The 25,013-nt window shown below is 68.1% G+C and carries 21 protein-coding genes and 1 pseudogene; 12 read left to right on the top strand and 10 right to left on the bottom strand.

Going from position 1 to position 25,013, the window contains the following annotated elements; genetic code table 11:
* Positions 1–7: 7 nt before the first annotated feature.
* The 4 genes and pseudogenes from F624_RS35110 to F624_RS0125960 form a co-directional block, all read right to left on the bottom strand.
* Entirely contained in the window at positions 8–1,351 is a 1,344-nt protein-coding gene (locus F624_RS35110) for a sigma-54-dependent transcriptional regulator (RefSeq protein ID WP_031256327.1), read from the bottom strand.
* A gap of 48 nt (positions 1,352–1,399) precedes the next feature.
* A pseudogene (locus F624_RS36055) lies at positions 1,400–2,263 on the bottom strand (sensor histidine kinase); the annotation flags it as partial.
* Positions 2,264–3,322: 1,059 nt separating this feature from the next.
* Positions 3,323–4,630, bottom strand: coding sequence for a dicarboxylate/amino acid:cation symporter (locus F624_RS0125965; RefSeq protein ID WP_027474323.1), 1,308 nt, complete (start codon positions 4,628–4,630; stop codon positions 3,323–3,325).
* Positions 4,631–4,949: 319 nt separating this feature from the next.
* A complete protein-coding gene (locus tag F624_RS0125960) occupies positions 4,950–6,047 on the bottom strand; it encodes a GGDEF domain-containing protein (RefSeq protein ID WP_019577307.1) in 1,098 nt (365 codons plus the stop codon).
* A gap of 378 nt (positions 6,048–6,425) precedes the next feature.
* Between F624_RS0125960 and F624_RS0125955 the strand changes: the two genes are divergently transcribed.
* Positions 6,426–6,977 carry a hemerythrin domain-containing protein gene (locus F624_RS0125955; protein ID WP_051107520.1) on the top strand — a complete coding sequence of 184 codons (552 nt, stop codon included), beginning with the start codon at positions 6,426–6,428 and terminating at the stop codon, positions 6,975–6,977.
* Between the two features lie 152 nt (positions 6,978–7,129).
* On the opposite strand, the gene F624_RS0125950 is transcribed toward F624_RS0125955, so the two are convergent.
* Positions 7,130–7,828 (bottom strand): PepSY-associated TM helix domain-containing protein, encoded by a 699-nt coding sequence (locus F624_RS0125950; RefSeq protein WP_019577305.1) that lies wholly within the window; start codon positions 7,826–7,828, stop codon positions 7,130–7,132.
* A gap of 318 nt (positions 7,829–8,146) precedes the next feature.
* On the opposite strand from F624_RS0125950, the gene F624_RS0125945 reads away from it, so the two are divergent.
* The 8 genes from F624_RS0125945 to F624_RS33685 all read left to right on the top strand — a co-directional run bounded on the left by F624_RS0125945 (position 8,147) and on the right by F624_RS33685 (position 16,378).
* Positions 8,147–10,336, top strand: a complete 2,190-nt coding sequence (locus F624_RS0125945) for a TonB-dependent hemoglobin/transferrin/lactoferrin family receptor (RefSeq protein ID WP_019577304.1) — start codon at positions 8,147–8,149, stop codon at positions 10,334–10,336.
* Positions 10,337–10,350: 14 nt separating this feature from the next.
* Complete coding sequence (locus F624_RS0125940) at positions 10,351–10,914, top strand: HugZ family pyridoxamine 5'-phosphate oxidase (protein ID WP_211224182.1); 564 nt, start codon at positions 10,351–10,353, stop codon at positions 10,912–10,914.
* Between the two features lie 100 nt (positions 10,915–11,014).
* Positions 11,015–12,097 carry a hemin-degrading factor gene (locus tag F624_RS0125935; protein WP_019577302.1) on the top strand — a complete coding sequence of 361 codons (1,083 nt, stop codon included), beginning with the start codon at positions 11,015–11,017 and terminating at the stop codon, positions 12,095–12,097.
* Entirely contained in the window at positions 12,085–12,993 is a 909-nt protein-coding gene (locus F624_RS0125930) for a heme/hemin ABC transporter substrate-binding protein (protein WP_157443644.1), read from the top strand. Before F624_RS0125935 ends, F624_RS0125930 begins: the two co-directional genes overlap by 13 nt.
* The gene (locus tag F624_RS0125925; protein ID WP_019577300.1) at positions 12,990–14,078 is read left to right on the top strand and encodes a FecCD family ABC transporter permease; all 1,089 of its coding nucleotides are present in this window, start codon (positions 12,990–12,992) and stop codon (positions 14,076–14,078) included. Before F624_RS0125930 ends, F624_RS0125925 begins: the two co-directional genes overlap by 4 nt.
* Complete coding sequence (locus tag F624_RS0125920) at positions 14,075–14,893, top strand: ABC transporter ATP-binding protein (RefSeq protein WP_019577299.1); 819 nt, start codon at positions 14,075–14,077, stop codon at positions 14,891–14,893. Before F624_RS0125925 ends, F624_RS0125920 begins: the two co-directional genes overlap by 4 nt.
* Entirely contained in the window at positions 14,890–15,618 is a 729-nt protein-coding gene (locus F624_RS33690; protein WP_157443643.1) for an energy transducer TonB, read from the top strand. Before F624_RS0125920 ends, F624_RS33690 begins: the two co-directional genes overlap by 4 nt.
* 124 nt (positions 15,619–15,742) lie before the next feature.
* Positions 15,743–16,378: a Spy/CpxP family protein refolding chaperone gene (locus F624_RS33685; protein WP_019577297.1), complete on the top strand. Its 636-nt coding sequence runs from the start codon at positions 15,743–15,745 to the stop codon at positions 16,376–16,378.
* Positions 16,379–16,407: 29 nt separating this feature from the next.
* On the opposite strand, the gene ccoG is transcribed toward F624_RS33685, so the two are convergent.
* Positions 16,408–17,868, bottom strand: coding sequence for a cytochrome c oxidase accessory protein CcoG (gene ccoG / locus F624_RS0125905; protein WP_019577296.1), 1,461 nt, complete (start codon positions 17,866–17,868; stop codon positions 16,408–16,410).
* A 71-nt stretch (positions 17,869–17,939) separates the two neighbouring features.
* Positions 17,940–18,380 carry a MarR family winged helix-turn-helix transcriptional regulator gene (locus F624_RS0125900; protein ID WP_019577295.1) on the bottom strand — a complete coding sequence of 147 codons (441 nt, stop codon included), beginning with the start codon at positions 18,378–18,380 and terminating at the stop codon, positions 17,940–17,942.
* Between the two features lie 91 nt (positions 18,381–18,471).
* Between F624_RS0125900 and F624_RS0125895 the strand changes: the two genes are divergently transcribed.
* Entirely contained in the window at positions 18,472–19,668 is a 1,197-nt protein-coding gene (locus F624_RS0125895; protein WP_019577294.1) for an HPP family protein, read from the top strand.
* Between the two features lie 24 nt (positions 19,669–19,692).
* On the opposite strand, the gene F624_RS0125890 is transcribed toward F624_RS0125895, so the two are convergent.
* Complete coding sequence (locus F624_RS0125890) at positions 19,693–20,598, bottom strand: LysR family transcriptional regulator (RefSeq protein ID WP_019577293.1); 906 nt, start codon at positions 20,596–20,598, stop codon at positions 19,693–19,695.
* A gap of 159 nt (positions 20,599–20,757) precedes the next feature.
* Here F624_RS0125890 and F624_RS0125885 point away from each other — a divergent pair, with 159 nt between their 5' ends.
* Positions 20,758–21,660, top strand: a complete 903-nt coding sequence (locus F624_RS0125885) for an amino acid ABC transporter substrate-binding protein (protein WP_019577292.1) — start codon at positions 20,758–20,760, stop codon at positions 21,658–21,660.
* 2 nt (positions 21,661–21,662) lie between these two features.
* A complete protein-coding gene (locus F624_RS0125880) occupies positions 21,663–23,000 on the top strand; it encodes an aminotransferase class V-fold PLP-dependent enzyme (protein WP_019577291.1) in 1,338 nt (445 codons plus the stop codon).
* Positions 23,001–23,070: 70 nt separating this feature from the next.
* On the opposite strand, the gene F624_RS0125875 is transcribed toward F624_RS0125880, so the two are convergent.
* Positions 23,071–24,063 carry a Bug family tripartite tricarboxylate transporter substrate binding protein gene (locus F624_RS0125875; RefSeq protein ID WP_019577290.1) on the bottom strand — a complete coding sequence of 331 codons (993 nt, stop codon included), beginning with the start codon at positions 24,061–24,063 and terminating at the stop codon, positions 23,071–23,073.
* A 39-nt stretch (positions 24,064–24,102) separates the two neighbouring features.
* The gene (locus F624_RS32855; RefSeq protein ID WP_019577289.1) at positions 24,103–24,996 is read right to left on the bottom strand and encodes an isocitrate lyase/PEP mutase family protein; all 894 of its coding nucleotides are present in this window, start codon (positions 24,994–24,996) and stop codon (positions 24,103–24,105) included.
* Between the last annotated feature and the right edge of the window lie 17 nt (positions 24,997–25,013).

Raw genomic sequence — 25,013 nt, 5'->3', positions numbered from 1 at the left:
CGAAGGCTCAGACGCCGCCCTGATCCAGCCCGTGCTTGCGGATCTTGTCGTGCAAGGTGGTCTTGGCCACGCCCAGGGCCTCGGCGCTGCGCGCCAGGCTGCCGCCATGGCGGCGCAGGGCGTCTGCAATCAGGGCCCGCTCAAAGGCCTCGACCGTGCCGGCCAATGGCTGGGCCGTGGCCGGGCCGGTGGCGCCTGAAAACGGCGGCGAGCCTGCTTCGATGCCCAGCACGCAGCGCTCGGCCACGTTGCGCAGCTCACGCACATTGCCGGGCCAGGGGTAGGCCATGAGCTGGCGCATGCGCTCGGCGCTGGTCTCGGGGGCCGAGCGCTGGTGCCGGGCGGCACCTTGCAGCGCAAAGTGTTCAAACAACAAGGGAATGTCTTCGCGCCGCTCGCGCAGCGGCGGCAGGGCCACGGTGGCCACGCTCAGCCGGTAGTACAGATCAGCCCGGAAGCGGCCCTGGTCGGCCAGGGTCAGCAGGTCGGTCTTGGTGGCGGCGATCACGCGGCAGTCGATGGGGATCAGCGTGTTGGAGCCCAGGCGCTCCAGCGTGCGCTCCTGCAGCACGCGCAGCAGCTTGATCTGCATGCCCAGCGGCATGCTCTCGATCTCGTCGAGGAACAGGGTGCCGCCGTTGGCGTGCTCGATCTTGCCGATGCGTTTCTTGGCCGCGCCGGTGTAGGCCCCGGCCTCGTGGCCGAACATCTCGCTGTCGAACAGGGTGTCGGGCAGGCCGCCGCAATTGATGGCCACAAAGTTGCCCTGGCGGCGCGGGCTGGCCTCGTGCAGGCAGCGCGCCACCAGCTCTTTGCCGGTGCCGGTCTCGCCCTGGATCAGCACATCGGCCGCGCTGCTGGCCAGGCCGGCCAGCATCTGGCGCAGGCGTTGCATGCCGGGTGCCTGGCCCAGCAACTGGCCTTCGATGGTGTCGCGCTGGGCCAGTTGGCGGCGCAACTCGCGCACCTCCAGCACCAGGCGACGCTTCTCCAGCGCGCGGCGCACCGCACCCACCAGGTACTCGGGGGCGAAGGGCTTCTGGATGAAATCGTGGGCGCCGTCTTTCATGGCCTGCACGGCCATGGCAATGTCGCCGTGGCCGGTGATCAGCACCACGGGCAGCTCGGGGTCCAGGGCCATCAATTCGCGCATGAAGGCCAGGCCGTCGCAGCGCGGCAGGCGGATGTCGCTGACCACGATGCCGGCAAAGTCGGGCCCCAGGCGTCGTCGCGCCGCCTCGGCGCTGCCCACGCTGTCGCAGGCAATGCCTTCGAGTTGCAGTGCCTGCTCGCAACCCAGCACGATGTCGGGGTCGTCTTCGATGATCAGGACTTTGAGGGCATCAGTCATGGGGGGGGGGCTCATTGTGTCAGAGGGCTCGTCGGGGGCCCTGGGCAGTTCCAGGGTGAACACGGCGCCGCCCTCGGGGTGGTTGGCCCCGCTCAGGCTGCCCTGGAACTCGCGCACGATGCCGGCCGACAGGGCCAGGCCCAGGCCCAGGCCCACGCCGGCCTCCTTGGTGGTGAAGAAGGGTTCGAACAGGTGGGCCTGCACGGCCTCGGCCAGGCCGGGGCCATGGTCGCGCACCTGCACCTGCACCCGGTCGGCCTGCTGGCTGCAGCGGATGTCGATGCGCGGCCGCTCGGGGGCGTGCACCGCGTCGAGCGCATTGCCGATCAGGTTGATCAGCACCTGTTCCAGTCGGTTGCCGTCGCACAGGGCCACCGGACAGGGGCTGCTGGCGGGGCACTGGAGGGTGGCGTGGCTTTCGGCGAGGCGGCCTTCGAGCACGGCCAGGGCATTGGCCACCGCCTGGTCCAGCGGCACGGGGCGGCTGGCCACGGGCGACTTGTGGGCAAACGAGCGCAGTTGCCCGGTGATGCGGCCCATGCGGTCGGCCAGCTGGGCCATGCGTTCGAGGTTGGTGCGGGTGGTGGCCAGGTCGCCCCGCTCCAGAAAACGCAGGCTGTTGCCCGACAGGGTGCGCAGTGCGGTCAGGGGCTGGTTCAGCTCGTGCGCAATGCCGGTGGAGAGCTGGCCGATGGCGGCCAGCTTGCCGGCCTGTACCAGCTCGTCCTGGGCGGCACGCAGGTTGGCCTCGGTGCGGGTGCGCTCCGTCACCTCGGCCTGCAGTCGGTGGTTGCTGGCCCACAGGTCGGCCGTGCGCTGCTCCACCTTGCGCTCCAGCTCGTCGTGGGCGGCCTGCAGGGCCTCGCGTGCGGCCAGCCGGTCTTTCAGGTGGCGGCGGCGTTCGTTGAGCATCAGGCCCAGCACGAACAGCAGGGCCGCGCCAATCAGCGCGATCAGGGCGTGGCTTTGGGCAATCTCGTCCACCTGTTCCAGGTGCGAGAGCACGGTCAGGGTCCAGGGGGTGCCGGGCAAGGCCCGCGACTGTGCCAAAAAGCGGCCCGCCACGGGGTAGACCGAGACCATCTCGGGGCGCTCTTTCGCGATGCTGACCAGGCGGGCGCCGTGCTCCAGCTCGCGCAGCTCACGCAGGCCCAGGGGCTTCAAGGCGCGGCGGTTGTACTGCTGGGTCTGGTCGAAGGCCTTGGCCGTGGCCTCGTCCAGCGTGCGCAGGGTGGTGAACTTCCAGTCGGGCACCGAGCCCAGGATGACCACGCCGTTCTCGTCGCTGACCAGAACCGGGGCCTCCACCGTGGTCCAGGATTGTTCGAGCTGGTCCAGGCTGACCTTGATCACGGCGATGCCCTGGGTGCCGTGGGCATCGACCAGGGTCGAAGCCAGGTAGTAGCCCGGTTCACCCCGGGTGGTGCCGATGCCGAAGAAGCGGCCGCTGCCCTGGGCCACGGCATCGCGGAAATACGGGCGAAACGACAGGTTCTCACCCAGGTAGCTGTCGGCGCGGCGCCAGTTGCTGGTGGCCAGCACCAGGCCCTGGGGGTTGATCACATAGATGGCCAGGGTGCCGGCCCGGTCGTTGAGCTGCTCCAGGTAGGCATTGACCTTGTTCGGTGGCTTCTGGCCTGCCGGGTGGGCCAGCAGGTCCAGCACCTCGGCCTGCAGCTCCAGGGTGCCGGGCAGGAAGGCGTATTTGCCGATCTCGCGCTCCAGGCTGGCGGCATACAGGTCCAGCCGGTGCAGGCCGGTGGCCTGCATTTCGGCCAGGCCCAGGCGCTGTGCCACCTGGTAGGCGCCCAGGCTGCTCAGGCCCATCAGGGCCAGCAGCAGCAACAGGATGGGGGCAAAGCGCGGTGCACGCTGCAGGTGGCGTGCAAGGGTGCTAAAGAGATACTTTGGGGGCATGGGCGGCTGGCGGAGATGGTAGCAGTGCCGCCAGCCCCCGGGGGCTGGAGGGCCTCAGGCGCGGGCGGCCACGGCGCTGTCGTCACCTTCCACCGGCAGCGCTTCTTCGGCTTCGGCCAGGGCCGGGTCCACGGGCGAAATGGCGCCTTCCCACTTGGCCACCACGGCGGTGGCAATCGCGTTGCCCAGCACGTTGGTCATGGTGCGACCCATGTCCAGGAAGTGGTCGATGCCCAGGATCAGCAGCACGCCCGCTTCAGGCAGCTTGAACATCGGCAGCACGGCGGCCACCACCACCAGCGAAGCGCGTGGCACACCGGCAATGCCCTTGCTCGACACCATCAGCACCAGCAGCATGGTGATCTGTGCGCTCAGCGGCATGTCGATGCCGTAGGCCTGGGCGATGAAGATGGCCGCGAAGGTGGTGTAGATCATCGAGCCGTCGAGGTTGAACGAGTAGCCCAGCGGCAGCACGAAGCCGGTCACGCGCGGGCTCACGCCAAATTTCTCAAGCTGTTCCATCAGCTTGGGGTAGACCGATTCGCTGCTGGCGGTGGAGAAGCCGATCAGCATCGGTGTGCGCACCAGCTTGACCAGGCGGAACACATCGCGGCCCAGCACCAGGTAGCCTGCAGCGATCAACACCAGCCACAGGGCGGCCAGGGCCAGGTAGAAGCTCAGCATGAAGCGGCCGAACACGCTCAACATGCCAATGCCCTGGGTGGTGATGGCGCCGGCCACGGCACCGAACACGCCCACGGGGGCAAAGCGCATCACGTAGTCGGTGACCTTGAGCATCACGTGCACCACCTCGTCGAGGGTGGCCACCAGCGAGCGGGCGGCCTGGTTGTGCAGGTGCCCCAGGGCCAGGCCGAAGAACAGCGAGAACACCAGGATCTGCAGGATCGAGTTGCTGGCCATCGACTCGACGATGCTCTTGGGGAACACCTGGGTGATGAACTCTTTGAGGTTGAGCGATCCGGTCTTGAGCTGGGTGCTCGTGCCCGCATCGGGCAGCGGCACGCTCAAGGCGGCGCCGGGCTGCAGCAGGTTGGCAATCACCAGGCCCAGCAGCAGCGAGACCAGCGAGGCGCTCAGAAACCAGCCCACGGCGCGGGTGCCGATGCGGCCCACGGCCTTCGAGTCACCCATGTTGGCCAGCCCGGCGGCCAGCGTGGCAAAAACCAGCGGCGCAATGATCATCTTGATCATGCGCAGGAAGATGTCGGTCAGGATGCTGAAGTAGCCCGCGATGTCTTTCGCGGCTTCGGGGCTGGGTGCGTATTCATGGCAGGCATAGCCGACCAGCACGCCCAGGACCATGGCCAGGATGACCAGGGTGGTCAAGCGATTGAGTTTCATGTTGTTTTCCGATGGATGCGATCTGTCGTCCGAGGGGGCGGAAATCCCTGTCGACCAGGCCGCACCCAGCCCACGCCCGGCCACCCGTTGAAGGGGGCGCTGCGCGAATCGGGTCAGTTCTTGTCTCCAGGAAATTCAGGGCCACGCCAGGCGCAGCCGCCTTCTGTTTTGCACGGAGCGTGCCAGTCCTTGCCGGGCCCAAGAGGCTTGATTTGAAAGGGGAATTTCAGACCCAGTCAGCGATGGCGGTCGGATTTCCGAATCCGCTGCCCCGGGAGCGTTCGGAAATCCGAATGCTGCCAGCCCTGCAGGTTCAGGCTCAGGGCAGACTGGTGACCCTGTTTCGACCCGCGGCCTTGGCCTGGTACATGGCACTGTCGGCGCGTTGCTGGAGGGTTTGCAGGTCGACATGGCCGTCAGGGCTGTGGGCCACGCCGATGCTGGCCGTGATCAGCAGCGAACGGCCGCCCACGTCGATCGACAACTGCTCGATGCTGCGTCGCAGGTGCTCGGCCACCCGCAAGGCCTGGCTCAGGTCGGTCTGCGGCAACAGCACGCCGAACTCCTCACCGCCAATGCGGCCCACGATGTCGTTGTGCCTGACGCCCATTTGCAATGTCTTGGCCGCGGCCTGCAGCACCTTGTCGCCTGCCGCGTGGCCATGTTCATCGTTGACGCGCTTGAAATGGTCCAGATCCACGAAAAGCACGGAGTAGCCATGCCCGGCCCCGGCACCGCCCTGGATCGTGGCCTCACTCTGGGCCAGGTAGGCGCGGGCGTTGTACACGCCCGTCAGCGCGTCGCGGGAGGCGATCCTGAGCAGCTTGATGTTGTACTTGCGCATGCGCGAAAAGTACGACACCGAGCGATCGCCAAACACATGGAACATCACACTCATATACAGCACCGCCAGCAGCAAGGTGGCTTGTGCGATGCCGGAATAGGGGCGGGCCAGCCAGGGGTTCAAGCCCAGCACAATCACAAGCGAGAGCCCCGTCATGGCCCAGCCGCTGCGCGGCCCCAGCAAAATGAAGACGCCCGGGATGTTCACCATGAACCACAGCAGGCGCAACTCATCAGCAGGCACGAAAACCAAGGCCGAGGTGTATTCCAGCATGCAGATCGCCTCATAGGTCCAGGCCACGGCGAGAAAACGCTCGGGCCGTGAGCGCAATGCGCCCCAGCAAGCCAGGGCCAGCACGGTGAAAACCGTCATCGAATAGACGTGGGGGCCTTCCAGCGGGTTGATTCTGAGCCCATGGGCTGCCACCAGCGCGGCGGTGAACGCCGCCGCCGTCAGCATCAGCGCCAGCAGAAATTTGTACTGGAACTCGCGCAGCTCCTCACTTTCCTGGAACTGGACACGACCAAAGACAAAGCGGGCGAGCGCGGATTTCAGAGCGGTCAAGTCAGTCATGGTGCAGGGCTGTGTGGGGTGTTCGCGCTGAACGGTTGCGTGTACAGGAGACCTTTGAAGGGATCGCGGACCGGACTCAGGCGCCGCGCGCCACGTCCAGCCGCGTGAGCAGCCCGGACCCTGTCGGCGGCTTGTTCTGCAGGGGGACCGTCAATCGGAACAGCGTCGGGAGCGTCTTTGCTTTGTCACGGAAGTGGCCGTCGGGGAGATGGGGATGATTATCCGATGGCGCGCCAATCCAGGCCTCGCGTTGGGTCCGCCCCGGGGCGGTATCGCCCCGAGAGCGACCGCGTGCTCAGGGGGGGGCACTGCATCAGCGCTGTCTGTCGGCCCGTGTTTGCCGCATGATGAGCCCTCTTGTTGCATGATCTGCCTGCCATGAGCTCCTCTGTCCGACTCGCCAACCCCTCTTTGCTGCCCGGCCGCCCCGGGCCAGACGCCGGCTTTGCCGCCCCTTACGAGATGCTGGCCGCCTGCCATGACAAGGTGCAGCGCATGCTCGACCTGCTGGAGCGCCTGCAGGCCCACCTGCGTGAGCAGGGGCCTGACAGCCAGGCTGCGCAGGCGGCACGCGACGTGATGCGCTACTTTGACCTGGCCGCGCCGCTGCACCATGAAGACGAGGAGCGGCATGTGTTCCCGCTGCTGTTGCACAGCGGCAACCCGGCCTGGGTGGCTCTGGCTGGGCGATTGCAGCAGGAGCACCGCGACATGGCCCCGGCCTGGGCGGCGCTGCGCCAACAGCTTGAACGGGTGGCTGCGGGTCAGGGCCAGTCGCTGCAGGCTGAGGGCTTTGCCAGCCTGTACCGCGCCCACCTGCGGGCCGAAGACGAACTGGCCTACCCGGCCGCTCTCCGCCTGGGCAACGCGGTATTGAGCGCTGAAATGGGCCGCGACATGATGCAGCGGCGGGGCTGGCCTGGGGTTTGAGACACCCGGTCATCCCGGTCACGTGGGTGAATAAAAACAGGCCCGCCTCGCGTGGGTGGAGTCATGTCTGTCAGCTTTTGAGAAACTGAAAGAAGAGGCTGTCAGGCATGAGACGAGGCAGGCCCCTGAAACTGGGCCGAGCGCGTGCCGGCTTACAGGCGGGCCAGGACCATGCCCAGCGCCGTCAGCACCGAGACGCTGAAGATGCCCACCCCCACAGCCCGCCGGCGGTTCATCTGCACCCACAGGATCACGCCCGAGATCGACAGAAAGACCATGCTGCCCGCGATCGTGTCGACCAGCAGGATCCAGGGCACGGTCATGCCCGTGCCCTTGTGCAGATTGGTCAGCGCAGCGATGAAGCCGTGCTGTGTGGTGTTGATGCCGACCGAGCGGTTGCCCTTCCAGTACTCGACCTGCACGGTCTCGTGCGGGCCGCCGAAGTTGAACACCCAGCGCTCCGGCTGGCGCGGTGTCTCACCCTGGTTGGCGCCTTTTTCGGCCCAGGGCAGGGCTTTGGCGGGGTCGATGCGCACGCTATTGGGCGGGCCCGATAAGCCCAGCGCGGGGGCCAGCCATTGGCCCATGGCCTCGGGGGTGTTGGGGGGCGGGTCGGCCAGCGCCATCTGGGCATGGCTTTTCTGCTGGTTCAAGGGCAGCTTGAGCACGGCCCGGTGGTTCAGCCAGATGCCGCTCAGGCCAAAGACCAGGCCCAGCAAGGCGCCCCACAGCCCTATCCAGCCGTGGGTCTTGCGCACCCAATGCACAAAGCGCGAGTAGGTCTGGTGGCGGCGTTTGGCGCGGGCGGCGTCTGTCGGCGGGTTCTTGGCGCTGGCTTCTTGGGTTGTCATGGCAACAGGGCGTGGGTGGGGTGGGGCCTGGCTCGGTGCGTTCCTGTCAAGGGGGCAGAGTACCGTTCAAGCATCAAATGATAACTATTATCATCTAATGAAAAGACCCATGAGAGAGAAGTGTCCTTTTTGAATGTGTCGCAAATAAGAATAAATCTCATCTAGAATGCAAACAACGCCGCTGCAAAAGCCCGGCGCCAAGCCCCTCGCACCTGCGCCCGCCCGGCCGTTGTGAGCCACCGGGGCTTTGAATCGTCACACCCTCTGCACCAGCAAGCGCTTGCCAGCCAGTGCCTAAATTCAGTTTTAGGAACCACCATGCTGCGCAAGAAGAAGATCGCGCTGGCGCTGGGCCTGGTCTGGGGCTCGGCCCCGACCCTGCTGCTGGCCCAGTCCACTCCGCCGACACCGGCCGAGACCACCCGCCTCGATGAGGTCACCGTCAGTGCCACCCGCTCGGAGCGCCGGGTGGACAAGGTGCCCGCCACCGTGACCGTCACCCCGGCCGCCCAGATCGAGCAGAGCGGCGCCCGCGACATCAAGGATGTGTTCCGTGATGAGCTCGATGTGTCCGTGCGGGCCGCGCCCACCCGCTTCACCGCCGCAGGGGCTTCCACCGGGCGGGCCGGCAACGAGGGCATCAACATCCGGGGGCTGGAGGGCAACCAGGTGCTGATGCTGGTCGATGGCATCCGCGTGCCCAACAGCTTCTCCTTCGGCTCGTTTGCCTCCGGCCGGGGTGACTACCTCGATGTGGATGGCATCAAGACCGTCGAAGTGCTGCGGGGCCCGGCGTCCACCCAGTTCGGCAGCGATGGACTGGCCGGTGCGGTCAGCTTTCGCACCCTCGACCCGGGCGATCTGCTCAAGCCGGGGCAGGCCGTGGGGGGCTTTGCGCGCTCCAGCTATGCGTCGGTGGACCGGTCCTGGTCCAACACGCTGGGCGTGGCCGGCGCCGATGAGCGTTGGCAGGGCATGCTGCTGGGCAGCTACCGCCAGGGCCACGAGGTGGGCAACCAGGGCAGCAACGGTGCCTTGAACGCCAACCGCACCACCCCCAACCCGGTGGACTACAACAACCGCTACCTGCTGGGCAAGGCGTCTCTGAAGATCGACCCGACCCAGCAACTGGGCTTCACCTTCGAAACCCAGAAGCGCAAGCAGGACACCGAGGTCTACTCGGCCCGGGCCGTGCCGCCGCTGAGCTCGACCAGCGTCATCGATCTGGACGCGCGCGACCACATCGAACGCAACCGCCTCTCGCTGGAGCACAGCTTCAACGACCTCAACGCCCTGGGCATTCAGCGCGCCGAAACCCGCCTCTACTGGCAAGACGCCAAGGTCAGCCAGTACGGCGCCGAAGACCGCTACACCGCAGCCGACCGAACCCGTGACACCCGCTACCGCAGCAAGGTGGCCGGCTTCTCGACCCTGCTCGAAAGCAATCTCACGGGCTGGCTCAACCAGCGCCTCACCTATGGTGCGGATTGGAGCCGCAGCAAGATCAGCGGCGTGCGCGATGGCACGGTGCCGCCCTTTGGCGAAAGCTTTCCGACCAAGCCCTTCCCGGACACCGACCACGTGCTGGCCGGCGCCTTTGTGCAAAGCGAGATCCAGGCCGGGGCGTTCAGCATCGTCCCGGGCCTGCGCTTCGATCACTACAAGCTCTCTCCGTCCACCGCGGGCTACAGCGGCACGGCGGTCAGCCTGTCCGGCCAGGCCGTCACGCCGCGCCTGGGGGTGGTGTGGCAATGGGCGCCTGCCTTCGCGCCTTATGGCCAGTGGGCCAAAGGCTTTCGGGCCCCCACGCCAGACCAGGTCAACAACGGTTTCAGCAACCTGGCGTCGGGCTACACCACTGTCGGCAATGCGAATCTGAAAGCCGAGCACGCCGACAGCCTGGAGCTGGGCTTTCGCGGGCGGCTGGAGCGGGTGCGCTACTCGGTGGCGGCCTTTGACAACCGCTACCGCGACTTCATCAGCCAGCAGGCTGTGGGGGGCGCCGGCACGGCGGCCAACCCGACGGTGTTCCAGTACATCAACCTGGCCAATGCCCGCATCCATGGGCTGGAGGCGCGCTCGGAGTGGGCCCTGGACCGGGGCTGGACGGCCACCGCCGGCTTCGCCTACGCCAAGGGCCACAGCGAAGCCAAGGGCGTGAAGACCCCGCTGGACACGGTGCAGCCCTTCAAACTGGCCCTGGGGCTGCGCCACGAGCAGGCCACCTGGGGGGCGCGTGCCCAACTGGTGCACAGCGCCGGCAAGGCCAGCAGCGACATCTCCACCGGTGCAGCGCAGTTCTCCCCACCGGCCTACAACGTGCTGGACCTGGGCTGGCACTGGAAGCTGCGGCCCCAGGTGACCCTGAACGCCAACCTCAACAACGTCTTCAACGCGAAGTACTGGCGCTGGTCCGATGCCAGCGGCCTGGCCGCCAGCAGCACGGTGGCCGATGCCTACACCGCACCCGGGCGCAATGCCCAGGTCTCCGTTCGTTACGACTTCTGAAGAAAGGACGCGCCGTGTCTCAAACCATGCCTCAGCCCACCGACCTTTTGGCCGTGATGGACGAATGCCGCCGTTTCCCCGGCCTGTTCCAGAGCCTGCACCTGGCCACCTGCAACGCCGACGGCGAGCCCGAAGCCAGCTACGCGGCCTATGTGGAGCACCAGGGCTGTTACTACGTCTACACCAGCGAGCTTTCGGCCCACACCGCCAACCTGGCGGCCCGTGGCCGCTGTTCGGTGCTGTTCATCGAGAGCGAGGCCCAGGCCAAGCACCTGTTCGCTCGGCGTCGCCTGACCCTGCAGTGCGCCGCCGCTGAGTGCCCACGGGGCAGCGCCGAGTTCGACCTGATCCTGGACCGGTTTGTGCAGCAGTTCGGCGGTTTCATGGCGATGCTGCGCAAGCTGAGCGACTTCCACCTGTACCGCTTGCGGCCACTCAGTGGCGCGTATGTCGCGGGCTTTGCCCAGGCCTACACCCTGGGGGGCGAAGGCCTGAGCGAGATCCGGCACCGGCGCGAGCAAGGCCACCGCAGCCCCGATCAGGCCACGGCCGTGGCCCTGGACGCAGCGGCGCAGTGACGCCCGCAGCCCTTGCATCTCTGGCATCCCCCGCATTCCTCCCATTCCTCCCATTCGGCACTGCATTCACAGCACCTCGGCCCACTCTTCAGGAGCTTTCATGAACGCTTCCCCCCAGTCCCTCCGGGATTCATTTCACCTGCTGCGCGGCGACGGCAAGGCCCGACACCGCGACATCGCCCAGCAACTGCGGGTGTCCGAGGGCGCGTTGATCGCGGCGCACACCGGCACGCCGCCCGACGACCCGCAGACCCTGCTTCAGGCCACGCGCCTGCGCCCCCAGTGGCCCGCCATCGTGCAGGCCTTGCCGAGCCTGGGCGAGGTCATGGCCCTGACCCGCAACGCCTCTTGCGTGCATGAGAAGACCGGCTGCTACCGGCAGCCGAGCTTGCATGAGCAGGTGGGCCTGGTGTTGGGCCCTGACATCGACCTGCGCCTGTTCTACTCGGCCTGGGCCCACGGCTTTGCCGTGCAGGAGCGCACGGGCCAGGGCCTGCAGCGCAGCCTGCAATTCTTTGATGCCACCGGCATGGCCCTGCACAAGGTGTTTCTGCGGCCTGCCAGCGATGTGGCGGCCTACGCCGAGCTGGTGCAGGCCTGGGCCGACCCCGACCAGACGGCCCGCCTGGGCATGCAGGCATCGGCGCCACGCGAGCCCGAGCGGGCCGATGCCGACATCGACGTGACCGGCCTGCGCCAGGCTTGGGGCGCCTTGCGCGACACCCACGATTTTGCGGGCCTGCTCAAGGCCTTCGGCACCACCCGCACCCAGGCCCTGCGCCTGGCCGAGCCTCGCTTCGCCCAGGCCGTGCAGCCCGAAGACTGCCAGGGCCTGCTGCAAGCCGCGGCGGCACAAGGCGTGGCGATCATGGTCTTTGTGGGCAATCCGGGGGCCATTCAGATCCACACCGGCCCGGTGCGCCAGGTGGCGGTCATGGGCCCCTGGCTCAATGTGCTCGACCCGGGCTTCAACCTGCACCTGCGCGAAGACCACATTGCCAGCGCCTGGGTGGTCAGAAAGCCCACTGTCGACGGGCTGGTGAGCTCGCTGGAGCTGTTCGACAGCCAGGGCGACACCCTCGCCATGCTGTTCGGTGCCCGCAAGCCTGGGCAGCCCGAGGCCTGCGACTGGCGCGCCCTGCTCGACACACTGACTGAGGAGCGCCGCCCATGTCTGGTGTGATGTTGCCGAATGCAGGTGCTGGTGTGGACGCGGCCCGGCGCCGCCATGGCCTGCAAGCGGGCCTGCTCGCGGCGGCCTGGCTGACGTGGCCCGCGCACGCAGCCCCGGCCCGGCAGCGCATCGTCAGTGTGGGCGGGGCGCTGACCGAGATCGTGTATGCCCTGCAGGCCCAGGCCGATCTGGTGGGGGTGGACACCACCTCGCTGTTCCCGGAGGCGGCACAAAAGCTGCCCAGCGTGGGCTATGCCCGCACGCTGTCGGCCGAGGGGGTGCTGGCGCTGGCGCCCACCCGGGTCATCGCCACCGAAGATGCAGGCCCCCCGGGCGTGATCCGCCAGCTGGCGAGTGCCGGCGTCGAGGTGTCGGTGCTGCCAGCCAGGCACCGCTTCGAGGGCCTGTGCGAGCGCGTCCAGCGCGTGGGCGAGCTGACCGGCCGGGTGGCCGAAGCCCGGGCGCTGCAGCAAAGCCTGGTGCAGCAGTGGGCCCGCGCGCAGGCACAGGTGGCCGGGCGGGCCGGCAAGCCGCCCCGGGTCTTGTTTGTGCTGGCCCATGCGCCCAACCAGATCATGGTGGCCGGGGCCGACACCAGTGCCCAGGCCATGCTCGACTACGTGGGCGCGCGCAACGTCATCAGCGGCTTCAGTGGCTACAAGCCCCTGACGCCCGAGGCGGTCATCGCGGCGCAACCCGAGCTGGTGCTGTTGACCGATCAGGGTCTGAGTGCCGCGGGCGGGGTGGACGGCATTCTCCGGCTGCCGGGCCTGGCCCACACCCCGGCGGGGCAGCAGCGCCGCGTGCTGGCCATGGAGGCCATGTTTCTGTTGGGTTTCGGGCCCCGGCTGCCGGCCGCGGTGGCGGCCCTGGATGCGGCCCTGGCCCGGGCCATGAAGGCATGAGCGCGCCCGCTGTGTGGGGCGCCCATGCTGGGGCGGGCAGGCGGGCCTCGCCCGCACTGCTGTTGGCGGCAGCGCTGTTACTGGCCGGGGTGCTGGCCGTTCAAGCTGGCGCTGTGCCGGTGGCCGGGCGTGACTGGTGGGCCCTGCTGGGGCCCTCGGCTTCTGCTCCCGATGCGTCCCTGGATGCGCCGGCCGGCCTGAGTGGGGGCGCCTATGTGCTGTGGCACATCCGCCTGCCCAGGGCGGTGTTTGCCATGCTGGTCGGAGCCAGCATGGGGCTGGCCGGGGCCTTGACGCAAGGCCTGTTTCGCAACCCGCTGGCCGACCCCGGTTTGCTGGGCGTGAGTGCGGGGGCGGCCTGTGCCGCGGCGCTCACCATCGTGCTGGTGTCGGGGCCTGTGCTGGCCCTGCCGCAGGCCTGGCGGGTGTGGGCCCTGCCGGTGGCGGCCTTTGCTGGGGCGCTGGGCGTGTGCTTCACGCTCGACCGTGTGGCGCGCTGGATCACGCCCGGGTCCATCTCGGGTCTGTTGCTCACCGGGGTGGCGCTGAACGCGCTGGCCGCCGCCGTCATCGGCCTGTGCACCTACCTGGCCACCGACGAGCAGTTGCGCAGCCTGTCGTTCTGGACTTTGGGTTCACTGGCTGGCGCCCAGTGGGGCCTGGTGCTGCTGATGGGGGCCTTGCTGCTGGTGGCTGTCTGGCCCTTGCGGCAGATCGTGCGCTCCCTGAATGCCCTGGCCCTGGGCGAGGCCGCAGCGGCCCATGTGGGGGTGGATGTGCAGCGCCTGCGCGGCCGGGTCATTGTGTTGGTGGCGGTATTGGCAGGTTTCTCGGTGGCCTGGTGCGGCATGATCGGCTTCATCGGTCTGATCGCCCCGCACCTGGTGCGCGTGTGGGTGGGGGGTGATCAGCGCCGGGTCTTGCCGCTGTCCTTGCTGATGGGCGGCCTGCTGCTGCTGGTGGCCGACACCCTGGCCCGCACCGTGGCCATCCCGGCGGAGATCCCGGTGGGCATCTTCACGGCCCTGCTGGGCAGCCCGTTCTTTCTGTTCTTGCTGCGCGGGGCGCGGGGGCGGATCGCATGAGCCCCCTGTTGACCCTGGAGGCCGCCACCCTCGAGGTGGGCGGCCAGTGCTTCGGCCCGTTTTCGTTGCAGGTGACCGCAGGCGAGCGCATCGCCGTGCTGGGGCCCAGCGGGGCGGGCAAATCCACCTTGCTCAAGCTCATGTCGGGTGAGCGTCGGCCCGCCCAGGGGCAGGTGCTGTTCCAGCAGCGGGCCACGGCCGATTGGCCACTGGCCGCGCTCAGCCAGCACCGTGCGGTGCTGCCCCAGGGCGGCGACGTGGCCTTTGGGCTGCCCACCGAACTGGTGATCGGCCTGGGCCGGGTGGCCCGGGCGCACGACCCGCATTGGGCCAGCATCGTGCGGGACGCCGCCAGTCTGGCCCATGCCGGCCACCTGCTGGGGCGGCGCTTCGATACCTTGTCGGGGGGCGAGCAGGCGCGGGTGCAACTGGCCCGCATCTTTGCCCAGTTGTGGGACACCCGGCAAGGCCTGGTGCTGGTGGATGAACCCCTGGCAGCGCTGGACCCGGGCCTGCAGTGCGAGCTGCTGGACAGCCTGGACCACTACGCCAGCACCCGACAGCACGCCCTGGTGGCCATTCTTCACGACATCAACCAGGCCCTGGCGGGCTTTGACTGGCTGCTGCTGATCCGCCAGGGCCGGCTGGTGGCCGATCTGCCCGCCACGGCGCAGTCGCTGCCGGCGCTGGAGTCGCTGTACGGCGTCAGCCTGAGCTGCTTCACTGATTGCCACGGGGCGCTGGTGGTGGCCCCCTTGCGCCCGCCCCGGGGCAAGGCGCCAGCGCTCGCCCAGCCTGGAGAGGCGCTGGCATGAGGCCCAGCCGATCGAGTCGCGGCTGGCGGGTGGCCTGCCTGAGCCTGCTGCTGCATGGGCTGGCGCTGCTGGGCCTGCTGCAGCTTGGGGGGCGGGCCGCGCCGGCCGATCGCCCACGCGGCGCGCCCCCGCTGGCGCTGGTCTGGGTGGCACACCCGCCGGCCCCGGTCCCGGTCAGCCACGCTGCCTCGGACCCCGTGCCCCACCCCCTCAGGCCGCCGACACGCCCCGTCCGCGCTTCCAGCGCTGCTCAGTGGGCGCCGCAGCGCGTGGCGAACCGTGAGCCGTCCTCGCAGCCATCACCGCAGGTCGAGGCCATGCCTGAGGCGCCGGTTTCCAGCCCCCTGGCCCTGGCGGGGCAGGGCGCGCCGGCCGCCCCGGCGGCAAGCACCCGTGTCACCTCCAGCGCCACAGTGGCCGCCCCTGCAACCCCTGCCGCTGAACCCCAGGTCGGCGCCCGCCCCGACTACGCCTACAACCCCCCGCCCGACTACCCGCTGGCGCTGCGCGAGCAGGGGATTGGTGGCGTGGTCTGGTTGCGGGTCTGGGTGGATGGCGACGGTCGCCCTGGCGAAATCCGCCTGGCCCGGGGCAGCGGCTACCGCCTGCTCGACGATGCCGCCATGCTGGTGGTCCGGCACTGGCGCTTTGTGCCGGCCCGAAGTGGCAACCAGACCCTGGCCAGCTGGGTCGAGTTTCCGATCCGCTTTGCGCTGAGCGGCTGAGGGCGCACAGGCCCTGTTTCTGCGCCATTGCGAGCCCGATACCTGATCGTGTGCAAGCGTTTACGCCCTGGTAACACGAGGCCACTAAGCTGGGAACCCAGTACCTTTTTCAGGGAGTTTGAAGATGTTGTCGATTCGAAGAAGCAGCCCGCTGCTGCTGGCACTGGGCACGGCCCTGTGGATGAACCTTGCGCCGGCTCAGGCCCAAAACGCCCCTGGCGCCGATGCGGTGCCCACGTTTGGCCCGGTGCCAGCCCTGCAGCCCCAGCGCCGCGATGCCCTGCAGCACGCCCAGTTCCGCCTGAACGAGTTGCAGCGCAAGCTGAGCCTGTCGCCCGATCAAAAAGGCGCCTGGGACACCTGGTCTTCAGCCGAGCTGCAGGCCCTGAAGCAAGGCATCGAGCAGCATCAGGCCTGGCAGGCCGCCCACACCTCGCAAGGACCGCAAGGCCAGCCACCGGCCGAGCTGAGCGCGCCGCAGCGCATGGCCCAGGCCATTGCCCACCTGCGCGACCACAAATACCTGCTGGATCAGCACCTGCAGCAACTCGAGGCCCGCCAGGTGCGCACCCAGGCTTTTTACGACACGCTGGACGCCAAGCAAAAAACCATTTTTGACCTGCTGGTGCACCCTGGCCCCCCCGGCCCGGGCCCCCACGGCATGGGCGGCCCCGGCGGCCCTGGGGCGCATGAACCCGGCGCGGGCTTTCGCGTGGGCCCGGGCCCTGGCGCCCCGATGAAGTCGCCCCGCAAGCCCTGAGTACCCGACAGGGCCCGGCGTGGCCGGGCTCAGCGGGGCACCACGAAAGTGGTCTTCTCGGTGATGGCGGTTTCGACCGCGCCCTGATCCCCCGGATCGCGCTCCCGGGTGATGCGCAATTGCAGCGGCAACACCTGCCCCCGCTGGCTCTCGGCCTCGCTGGCCGCCAGCGTGAGGCTCAGCGCCAGCGTGCCGATGCCGGTGGCGGGCACGCTCAGCCCCGGCTCGCTGGCCAGGGCGAGCCCGGGCGGGCCCAGCACCTCCACCTTGAAGCGGTGGGCCTGCTCGGTGCTGTTGATCACCTGCAGTCGGTACACGTTCTCGATGCCGCCACGCCCCACCTGGCGTGCCAGGGTGCCGCGGTCCTTGATCACGTTCACGGCAAAGTCGTGGCGCTGCACCAGGCTCAGCGCAAAGCCCAGGCAGGTCAGCGACAGCAGGCCCGCGTAGATCAGCACCCGGGGGCGCAGCACGCGGCGCAGCAAGGCGGCGCGGGGCAGTTGCTGCTCCATGGCGTGGCCCGAGCTGTAGCGGATCAGCCCGGGCGGGTAGCCCATCTTGCCCATCACGTCGTCACACACATCGATGCAGGCCGCGCAGGCAATGCATTCGTTTTGCAGGCCCTGGCGAATGTCGATGCCCGTGGGGCAGACCTGCACGCACAGGGTGCAGTCGATGCAACTGCCCAGGCCCAGGCTGGCCGGGTCGGCCTTGCGTGGCCGTGAGCCCCGCGGCTCGCCGCGCCGGGTGTCATAGGCAATCACCAGGGAGTCCATGTCGATCAGGGCGCTCTGGAAGCGGGCATAGGGGCACATGTACTTGCAGATCTGCTCGCGCATGTAGCCCGCATTGCCATAGGTGGCCAGGCCATAGAACAGCACCCAGAACCACTCCCAGGGCGAGAACGCGCCCAGCGCCAGTTCATGGCTCAACTCCCGGATCGGGGTGAAGTAACCCACAAAGCTGAAGCCCGTGAACAGCGCCACGCCCAGCCACAAGGCCTGCTTGAGCGCCTTGCGGCCCAGCTTGCGGGCCGACCAGGGCGCCGCGTCCAGGCGCATGCGGGCCTGGCGGTCGCCTTCCACCCGCCGCTCTATCCACAGAAAGACCTCGGTGTACACCGTCTGCGGGCAGGCGTAGCCACACCACAGGCGCCCGGCCACCGCCGTGAAAAAGAACAGCGACAGGGCCGCAATCACCAGCAGCGCAGCCAGGTAGATGAAGTCTTGCGGCTGCATCACCAGGCCCAGGATGTAGAAGCGCCGCTCGCCCAGGTCAAACAGCACGGCCTGGCGGCCGTTCCAGTTCAGCCAGGGCAGGCCATAGAAGAACAACTGGGTCAGCCACACCATCACCCAGCGCCAGCGCGCAAAGCGCCCGCTGACAGAACGCGGGTACACCTTGGCCTGGCTGGCGTACAGCGAGACCATCTCCGGGCCATCGTCTTGGGCCGGTTCGGGCTGGATCGGGATCACACGGGGGCTGTTCATGCGGGCACCTGCTGGTTGTGCATTTCAAATGCATTAAAAATGCAACTTAAAGATCAAAAAAAGGGCCGGCTTCAGCCGGCCTGGTGGTCGTTGAAGGCGGAGATGTTGGCCACCTGGAACACCCCGGACAGCGATTGCAACTCGGCCCGATGGCGCCCGGCCAGGCGCTCCAGGCATTGCTCGCCGGCCTCGCTCAGGTGCACCTCGACCTGGCGGCGGTCGGTTTCGCTGGGCTGGCGCAGCACCAGGCCCGCCGACTCGCAGCGCGACACCAGGGCCACCACGGCGTGGTGCACGGTCTGCAGGCGCTCGGCCAGTTCACCCACCGTGGCCCAGCTGCGGCCAGGGGTGCCCTTCACGTGCAGCATCAGCAGGTATTGCTGGGGCGTGAGGCCTTCGGATTGCGCGGCGTCTTCGCTGAAGCGCAGAAAACGCCTGAGCTGGTAGCGGAATTCAGACAGCGATTCATAGTCGCGCTTTTGAAGCGGGGCGGGGCGGGGGGCGTGGGGCATGGAGATCGAAGGACCGTCGGGCTGCTTGAAATTATATATCGTGACGTGATGTAATTCGCGCCCTGACTCTCACCCCAGCCCTGCTCACTCCATGTCCACCCACCTCATCAGCTGGCTGCAGCGCCAATGGCCCACGCCATCCCCGGTCAACCCGATAGAACGCCTGCGCGCCAGTGCCGGTGCCTTGATCGGGATCTTGCTCACCGGCCTGGTCAGCGCCTGGGCCTTGGGGCCGGGTGCGGGGGCCTTGTGGCTGGCGGCGCCCATGGGGGCCTCGGCCGTGCTCTTGTTTGCGGTGCCATCCAGCCCGTTGGCCCAGCCCTGGTCCATGGTGGGCGGCAACCTGCTGGGGGCGCTGGTCGGGGTGACCTGCGCACGCTTCATCGAGGCGCCGGTGCTGGCCGCGGCGCTGGCCATTGCCTTGGCCATTGCGGCCATGTTTGCGCTGCGCTGCATCCACCCACCCTCGGGGGCGGTGGCGCTCACGGCCGTGCTGGGCGGCGCGCCGGTGCACCAGGCGGGCTATGGTTTTGTGCTCACCCCCGTGGGGCTGAACACCGCCTTGCTGCTGCTGATTGCCGTGCTCTACAACAAGGCGGTGGGCCGCCGCTACCCGCACACGGCCCTGCCCGATGCCCGCAGCGTGCACCACACCGACGACCTGCGCCCTTCGGCCCGCCTGGGCTTCCGGCCCGAAGACCTGGCCCGCGTGATGCTGGACTACAACCAGGTGCTCGACATCAGCCGTGACGACCTGGCCGATCTGTTCCTGCAGACCGAGATGAAGGCCTTCCGCCGCCGCTTCGGCTCGGTGACCTGCGGGCAGATCATGTCGCGCGATGTGGTGTCGGTGGTGTTTGCCACCGAGCTGGGCCAGGCCTGGCGCCTGATGGAGCGCCATGCCCTGCCGGCCCTGCCCGTGCTGGATCGGGTGCGGCGGGTGCAGGGTATCGTCACCCGGGCCGACTTTCTGGCCCATGCCCAACCCCGGCGCTACCCGGGCCTGAGCCGGCGCCTGCAGCGCCTGCTGCAGGCCTCGCCGTTCAGCCACAGCGCCAAGGCCGAAGTGGTGGGCCAGATCATGAGCCCCCAGGTGCGCACTGTGCTGGACACTCAGCCCATGGTCGAGCTGGTGCCCCTGATGTCGGACCAGGGCCTGCACCAGGTGCCCGTGGTGAACGCCGAGCGCCGCCTGGTGGGCATGGTCACGCAAAGCGATCTGGTGGCCGCGCTGTACGAGGCCAGCCTGGCGCACCTGGATGACGGCGCGCACAAGCCCTCGACCTGATGTCAACGAGCGATGGCCGGGCGCTCAGGCCGGCGCCGTCTGAAACGCCCGCGAGAAATCGCAGCACGACTGGGCCAGCATGATCAGCGCCGAGGTCAGCGTGCTGCGCACCTCGCCCTTGTACAGGGCCACATACGGCACGGGGGGCAGGGCGGGCTCCACATCGATGACCGCCAGCATGCCCAGCGACACCAGCGGGGCCATGCACTGGCGTGGCAGGTAGCTGGCGCCAAAGCCCGACAGGGTCAGGCTGGTGAGGGCGATCAGGTTGCTGACCACGATCGCATCGGTGGTCTCGATGCCCTGCTCGCGCAGCCAGGCGTCGTACAGGCGGCCGGTGCCCGAGCTGTCGCCCTGCACCAGCAAGGGCACCCGGGCCAGCTCGTGCAGGCGCGTGGTGCCCGCGGGCACCAGGCCGGGCTTGGCCATCCAGGCGCTGTCGACCTGGCCCACCACCTTGGATCGCAGCCGGGTGTCGGCAAATGCGTCGGGTACCAGGATCAGGTCAAGCTCATCGGCCAACAGCTTCTCGCGCAGTGGCAGGCTGCCGTCGACATCGGGCTCCAGCTTCACCTTGGGGTAGTGTTCTTGTACCAGGGCCACCAGGCGGGGCAGCCAAGTCATGGCGGTGAGCTCGGTCACGCCGATGCGCAGGCGCCGCTCGATCACCTCGGGCTTGGCAAACTGCTCCACCGCCAGGTCCCGCTCGCGCAGCAGCTTGCGCGCCAGCAAGAACATCTCTTCGCCCTTTTCGGTCAGGCGGGCCGTGCGCTGGCTGCGGTCAAACAGCGGGGTGTCGAACACCTGCTCCAGCTCATGCACCCGCTTGGACACCGCCGACTGCGAGGTGTGCAGCTTCTGCGCGGCCGGGGCAAAGCCCCCCAGCTGGACAATCCAGTACAGGGCCTCGAGTTGCTTGAAGGTCATCATGGTGCATCTTCCAATCGCTTTATGGAATGTTAAAGCACAACAAAAAATCGCTTTTTTTGAATTGAGGGGCGCTCCAGAATTCAGCCATCCCCCATCAGCACCGTTGCCGGGGGCCGAACCGATCACCCCGCCAGTCCCCTCAAATGGAGTCTCAGCACCATGAAACGCCTTGCCAAATTGCCGCTTGCCCTGCTGCTCGGTGCAGCCCTTGTGTCCCAGATCGCTTCGGCGCAAGACATCGACACGCTGCGCAAGATCAAGGACAGCGGGGTCATCCGCATCGGCAGCCGCGACAGCTCCATCCCGTTCTCGTATGTGGCCAAGGGCGGCAGCGACCCGATCGGGTTCTCGAATGACATCTGCCTCAAGATCGTCGACGCCGTGAAGGCCAAGCTGGGCCTGCCCGCGCTGCGCGTGGAGTACACCACCCTGACCTCGCTCAACCGCATGCCCCTGATGCAGAACGGCACGGTCGATCTGGATTGCGCCACCACCACCAACTCGGTGGCGCGCCAACAACTGGTGGCCTTTGCCCCCAGCCATTTTGTGGCGGGCATCACGGTGGCCGTCAAAAAGGACTCGGGCATCAACAGCCTGGCCGCCCTGACGGGCAAGACGGTGGCCACCGTGGCCGGCAGCACCTCGATCCAGCTGCTGCGCGCCTACAAGCGCGCCGAGAACGTGGAGGTGCAGGAGATCACCGGCAAGGACACGGCCGACGCCTTCTTGCTGCTGGCCAGCGGGCGCGCCGTGGCCTATGTGCTGGACGATGTGCAACTGGCCGGCCTGATTGCCACCTCACCGCGCCCGGGCGACTTCCGCATGCTGCACGACGTGGTGCTGCGCCAGGAGCCCTACGGCATCATGTACCGCAAGAACGACCCGGCCTTCCAGGCCGTGGTGGACGACACCGTCACCCAGTTGATGAAGTCGGGCGAGATCGAGCGCCTGTATGCCCGCTGGTTCACCCAGCCCATCCCGCCGAGCAACATCAACCTGAACTTCCCGATGACCGAAGGCATTCGCGAGGCCTACCGCAACCCCAGCAAGAAGGGGGTCTGAGCATGGCAAGCATTGCCTCAACCTACCCGCAGGGCCTGCTGTTTCCGCCCGCTCTGATGCAGGCGGTGCGCGAGCGCTTTTTGCAGATCGAGCACGACCACCAGGGCCGCCCGCGCCTGTACTTTGACAACGCCGGGGGCTCGTTCCGGCTCAAGGCGGCGGTCGAGCGCTTTGCGCTGATCGACGCCGTGCCCGACAACACCGAGCGCATCCACCCGGTGGCGCGTGAGCTGCAGGCCATCCAGGCCGCCGGCACGGCCGACTTCCGCATGATGCTCCATGCCGAGGGCGGCAGCGTCTTCGCCGCCCTGACCGCCTCGGCCGCCATGTTCGACATGGTGCGGGCCATCGCGCAGAACGTGCCCGGCCGCAACCTGGTCACCACCGCACTGGAGCACCCCTCGTCGTACGACGCCATGGAGCGCTATGCCCGCGAAACCGGGCGCGAACTGCGGGTGGCCCCCAGCAACCCGCAGACCGGTGGGGTGGATGTGGAGGCCATCGTGCGCCTGGTGGATGCCGACACGGTGCTGCTCAACGTGATCTATGCCTCCAACATCTCGGGCGCCAAGCTCGATCTGGAGCAGATCGTGGCCCGGGCGCGGGCCATCAAGCCCGATCTCTACATCGTGGTCGATGCCGTGCAGCATGCGCCCCACGGGCTCATCGACCTGCGCAAGACCCCGGTGGACGGCATCAACCTCGCGCCCTACAAGTTCTTTGGCTGCCGCGGCTCGGGCCTGGCCTGGCTGTCGGAGCGCGCCGCTTTGCTGCCCCACCACAAGCTGGCAGGCAAGAGCGCCAACTTCTGGGACCTCGGCAGCTCGTCACCCTGGCAGTTTGCCGTGCTGCAAGAGGTGGCCGACTACGTGTGCTGGCTGGGCCAGCAGGCCGGGCTTGAGTTGCCCGGCCTGTGGCCCTCTGCAGAGGCCGCGGCGTCACGCCGTGCGCTGTTCGAGGCCGGCATGGAGCGCATTGCCCTGCATGAACGGGCCCTGCTGGCGCGGCTGCTGAACGGCAGCGCGGCCCAGCCCGGCCTGCGTGCCCTGCCGGGCGTGCAGGTCTACCTGGACCACGACGACCTGGCCAGCCGCGACCTCATCATCGCGCTGGGGGTGGACGGGCTGGACTGCACCCAGGCCGTGCACGAGTACGGCCTGCGCGGCGTGACCGTGTACGAACGCAGCGTGGCCAGCCTCTACTCGCGCCGCATGCTCGAATCCCTGGGCCTGCAAGGCGCGGTGCGTGTATCGCCCCTGCACTGCAACAGCCCGGCCGAGGTGGATGCGTTCTTGCGCATCACGCAGGAGCTGGCCCAGGCGCAGCTTGCGGCAGCCTGAGGCCGCCGCGGCCACTGACCCAGCGTTGGGTGCCTGAGGGGCGACGATCGTCCAAGGCACGCCGGGCGTTTCAGTCAAGCTGCAAGCCAGCCTCTTTGGCGGCTTTGGGCAGCACGGCCAGCTCGCGTTGCAAGACGTTGGCAAAGGCCTCCGGGCTGTTGCCCGTCGCAGGCGCCACGCCACCCAGGTCCAGCAGGCGCTGGCGGAAGGCCGGCTCGGCCGTGATCTTGGCGATCTTTTCGCCCAGCAGTTTGACCATGGCGGGCGGGGTCCGGGCCGGCGCCACCACGCCGAACCACACGTCAAAATCCACGCCGCCCAGCACGCCTTGTTCGGTCAGTGTCGGGATGTCGGGCCACAGCTCTGAGCGGCCTTGGCGCAACTGGCCCAGGGCCTTGAGCTTGCCGGCCTGGATGAAGCTGCGCACATCGCCCGTGCCCAGCAGGCCCCAGGCCACTTCATTGGCCATCAAGGCCTGCACCAGCGGCGCGCCGCCCTTGTAGGGCACGTGCGTGAAGTTGCTGGCGGCATGGCTGTTGACCAGCTCCGAGGCCAGGTGCGACAGGCCGCCTGCGCCGGCCGAGCCATAGGCCAGGCCCCCTTTGCCGGCCTTCTTGCCGGCTTCCAGCAGTTCCTTCACGTTTTTGTAGGGTGACTTTTCGGGCACCACCAGAATCAGCGGCGCCAGCGAGACGCGCGCCACGGGCACAAAGTCCGAGGCGTCAAAGCCCGGCGTCTTGTAAATCACCGGGTTGATCGACAGCATGCCGGTCAGCGTCATGGCCAGCGAGTAGCCATCGGGGGCGCTCTGCGCCACGTTGCTCATGGCGATGTTGCCGCCGGCGCCGGGGCGGTTCTCCACGATGATGGTCTGGCCCAGCTCTTCTTGCAGGCGCGGCTGCAGGGTGCGCGCCGCCACATCGGTGGCGCCCCCGGCCGGGTAAGGCACGACCAGGCGGATCGGCTTGCTGGGGTAGGCGTTCTGGGCCAGGGCGGCCGAGGCCAGGCCCAGCGACACGGCGCCTGCCACGAAGAGGCGGCTGATGAGGTTGATCGACTTCACGGTAGGGGTCTCCTGTTTTCTTGAGGGAATGAGGGGGGCTCAGCAGCTTGGCTCGGCCGCCACGTCGGCTTCGTAATGCGCCTGGCGCTCTTCCAGCGCATGCCAGCCGATCAGCTCTTTGAAGGCAGCCATCGTCGTCTGCTCGAAAGGCAGGTTCGCGAAATCGCCCGAGCGGCGCCGCGCCAGTTCGGCCAGGTTGGCCTGCACCGCATGCACGCTGGTCAGCAGGCTGGCGATGGGGTAGGCCGCAAAGGCCGCCACGCTTTCGATCTGCACCCGCGTGAGGGAGGTCATCCAGGTGCCTGCCATCAGCTGCAGCGCCAGGCGGCGGCCGCAGACCTCGCGCAGCTGCACCAGTTGCTCATAGCGGTTGAAGGTGCGCGAGATGGGCTGGATCAGGTCGGCGCCGGCTTCGGCATAGTGTGCGGCACGGTCCAGCGCCTCGCTCGGGTCCATGGCGTCGGTGCGGGCCACGATCAGCAGGTCGGGGTCTTGCCGTGCATCGAGCGCGGCCTTGATGCGGGCCGTCGCATCCTTCACCGAGACCAGGGTCGAGCTGGTGGCGGCGGCCGGGCAGCGCTTGGGGCTGATCTGGTCTTCGATCTGCAACGCGGCTGCGCCGGCCTTCTCGAACTCCCGCACGGCGCGGCCCATGTTGAGCACGTTGCCATAGCCGGTGTCGGCGTCCACAAAAATAGGCTTCTTCACCACGTTGGCCATGCGGTTCACGGTGGCCACGTTCTCGCTGAGGGTGTAAAGCTCCATGTCGGGCTGCCCCAGCAGCGCGGCCGAAATGCCAAAGCCGGTGCTGAAGATGCCGTCGAAATCGGACTGGTCCACCAGCAGGGCCGACAGCGCATCTTGTGCGCCGCCGAACCAGAGGGTGGATCCATCCTGGATGCGCTGGCGCAGCGCCTGGCGGGTAGTGGTCATGGGGGGCTCCGTCTCAA

Source organism: Curvibacter lanceolatus ATCC 14669, from assembly GCF_000381265.1.
Classification (GTDB): Bacteria; Pseudomonadota; Gammaproteobacteria; order Burkholderiales; family Burkholderiaceae_C; genus Curvibacter; species Curvibacter lanceolatus.
Note: the sequence above shows the minus strand (reverse complement) of the source record. Positions and strands in the feature narration are given on the sequence as shown.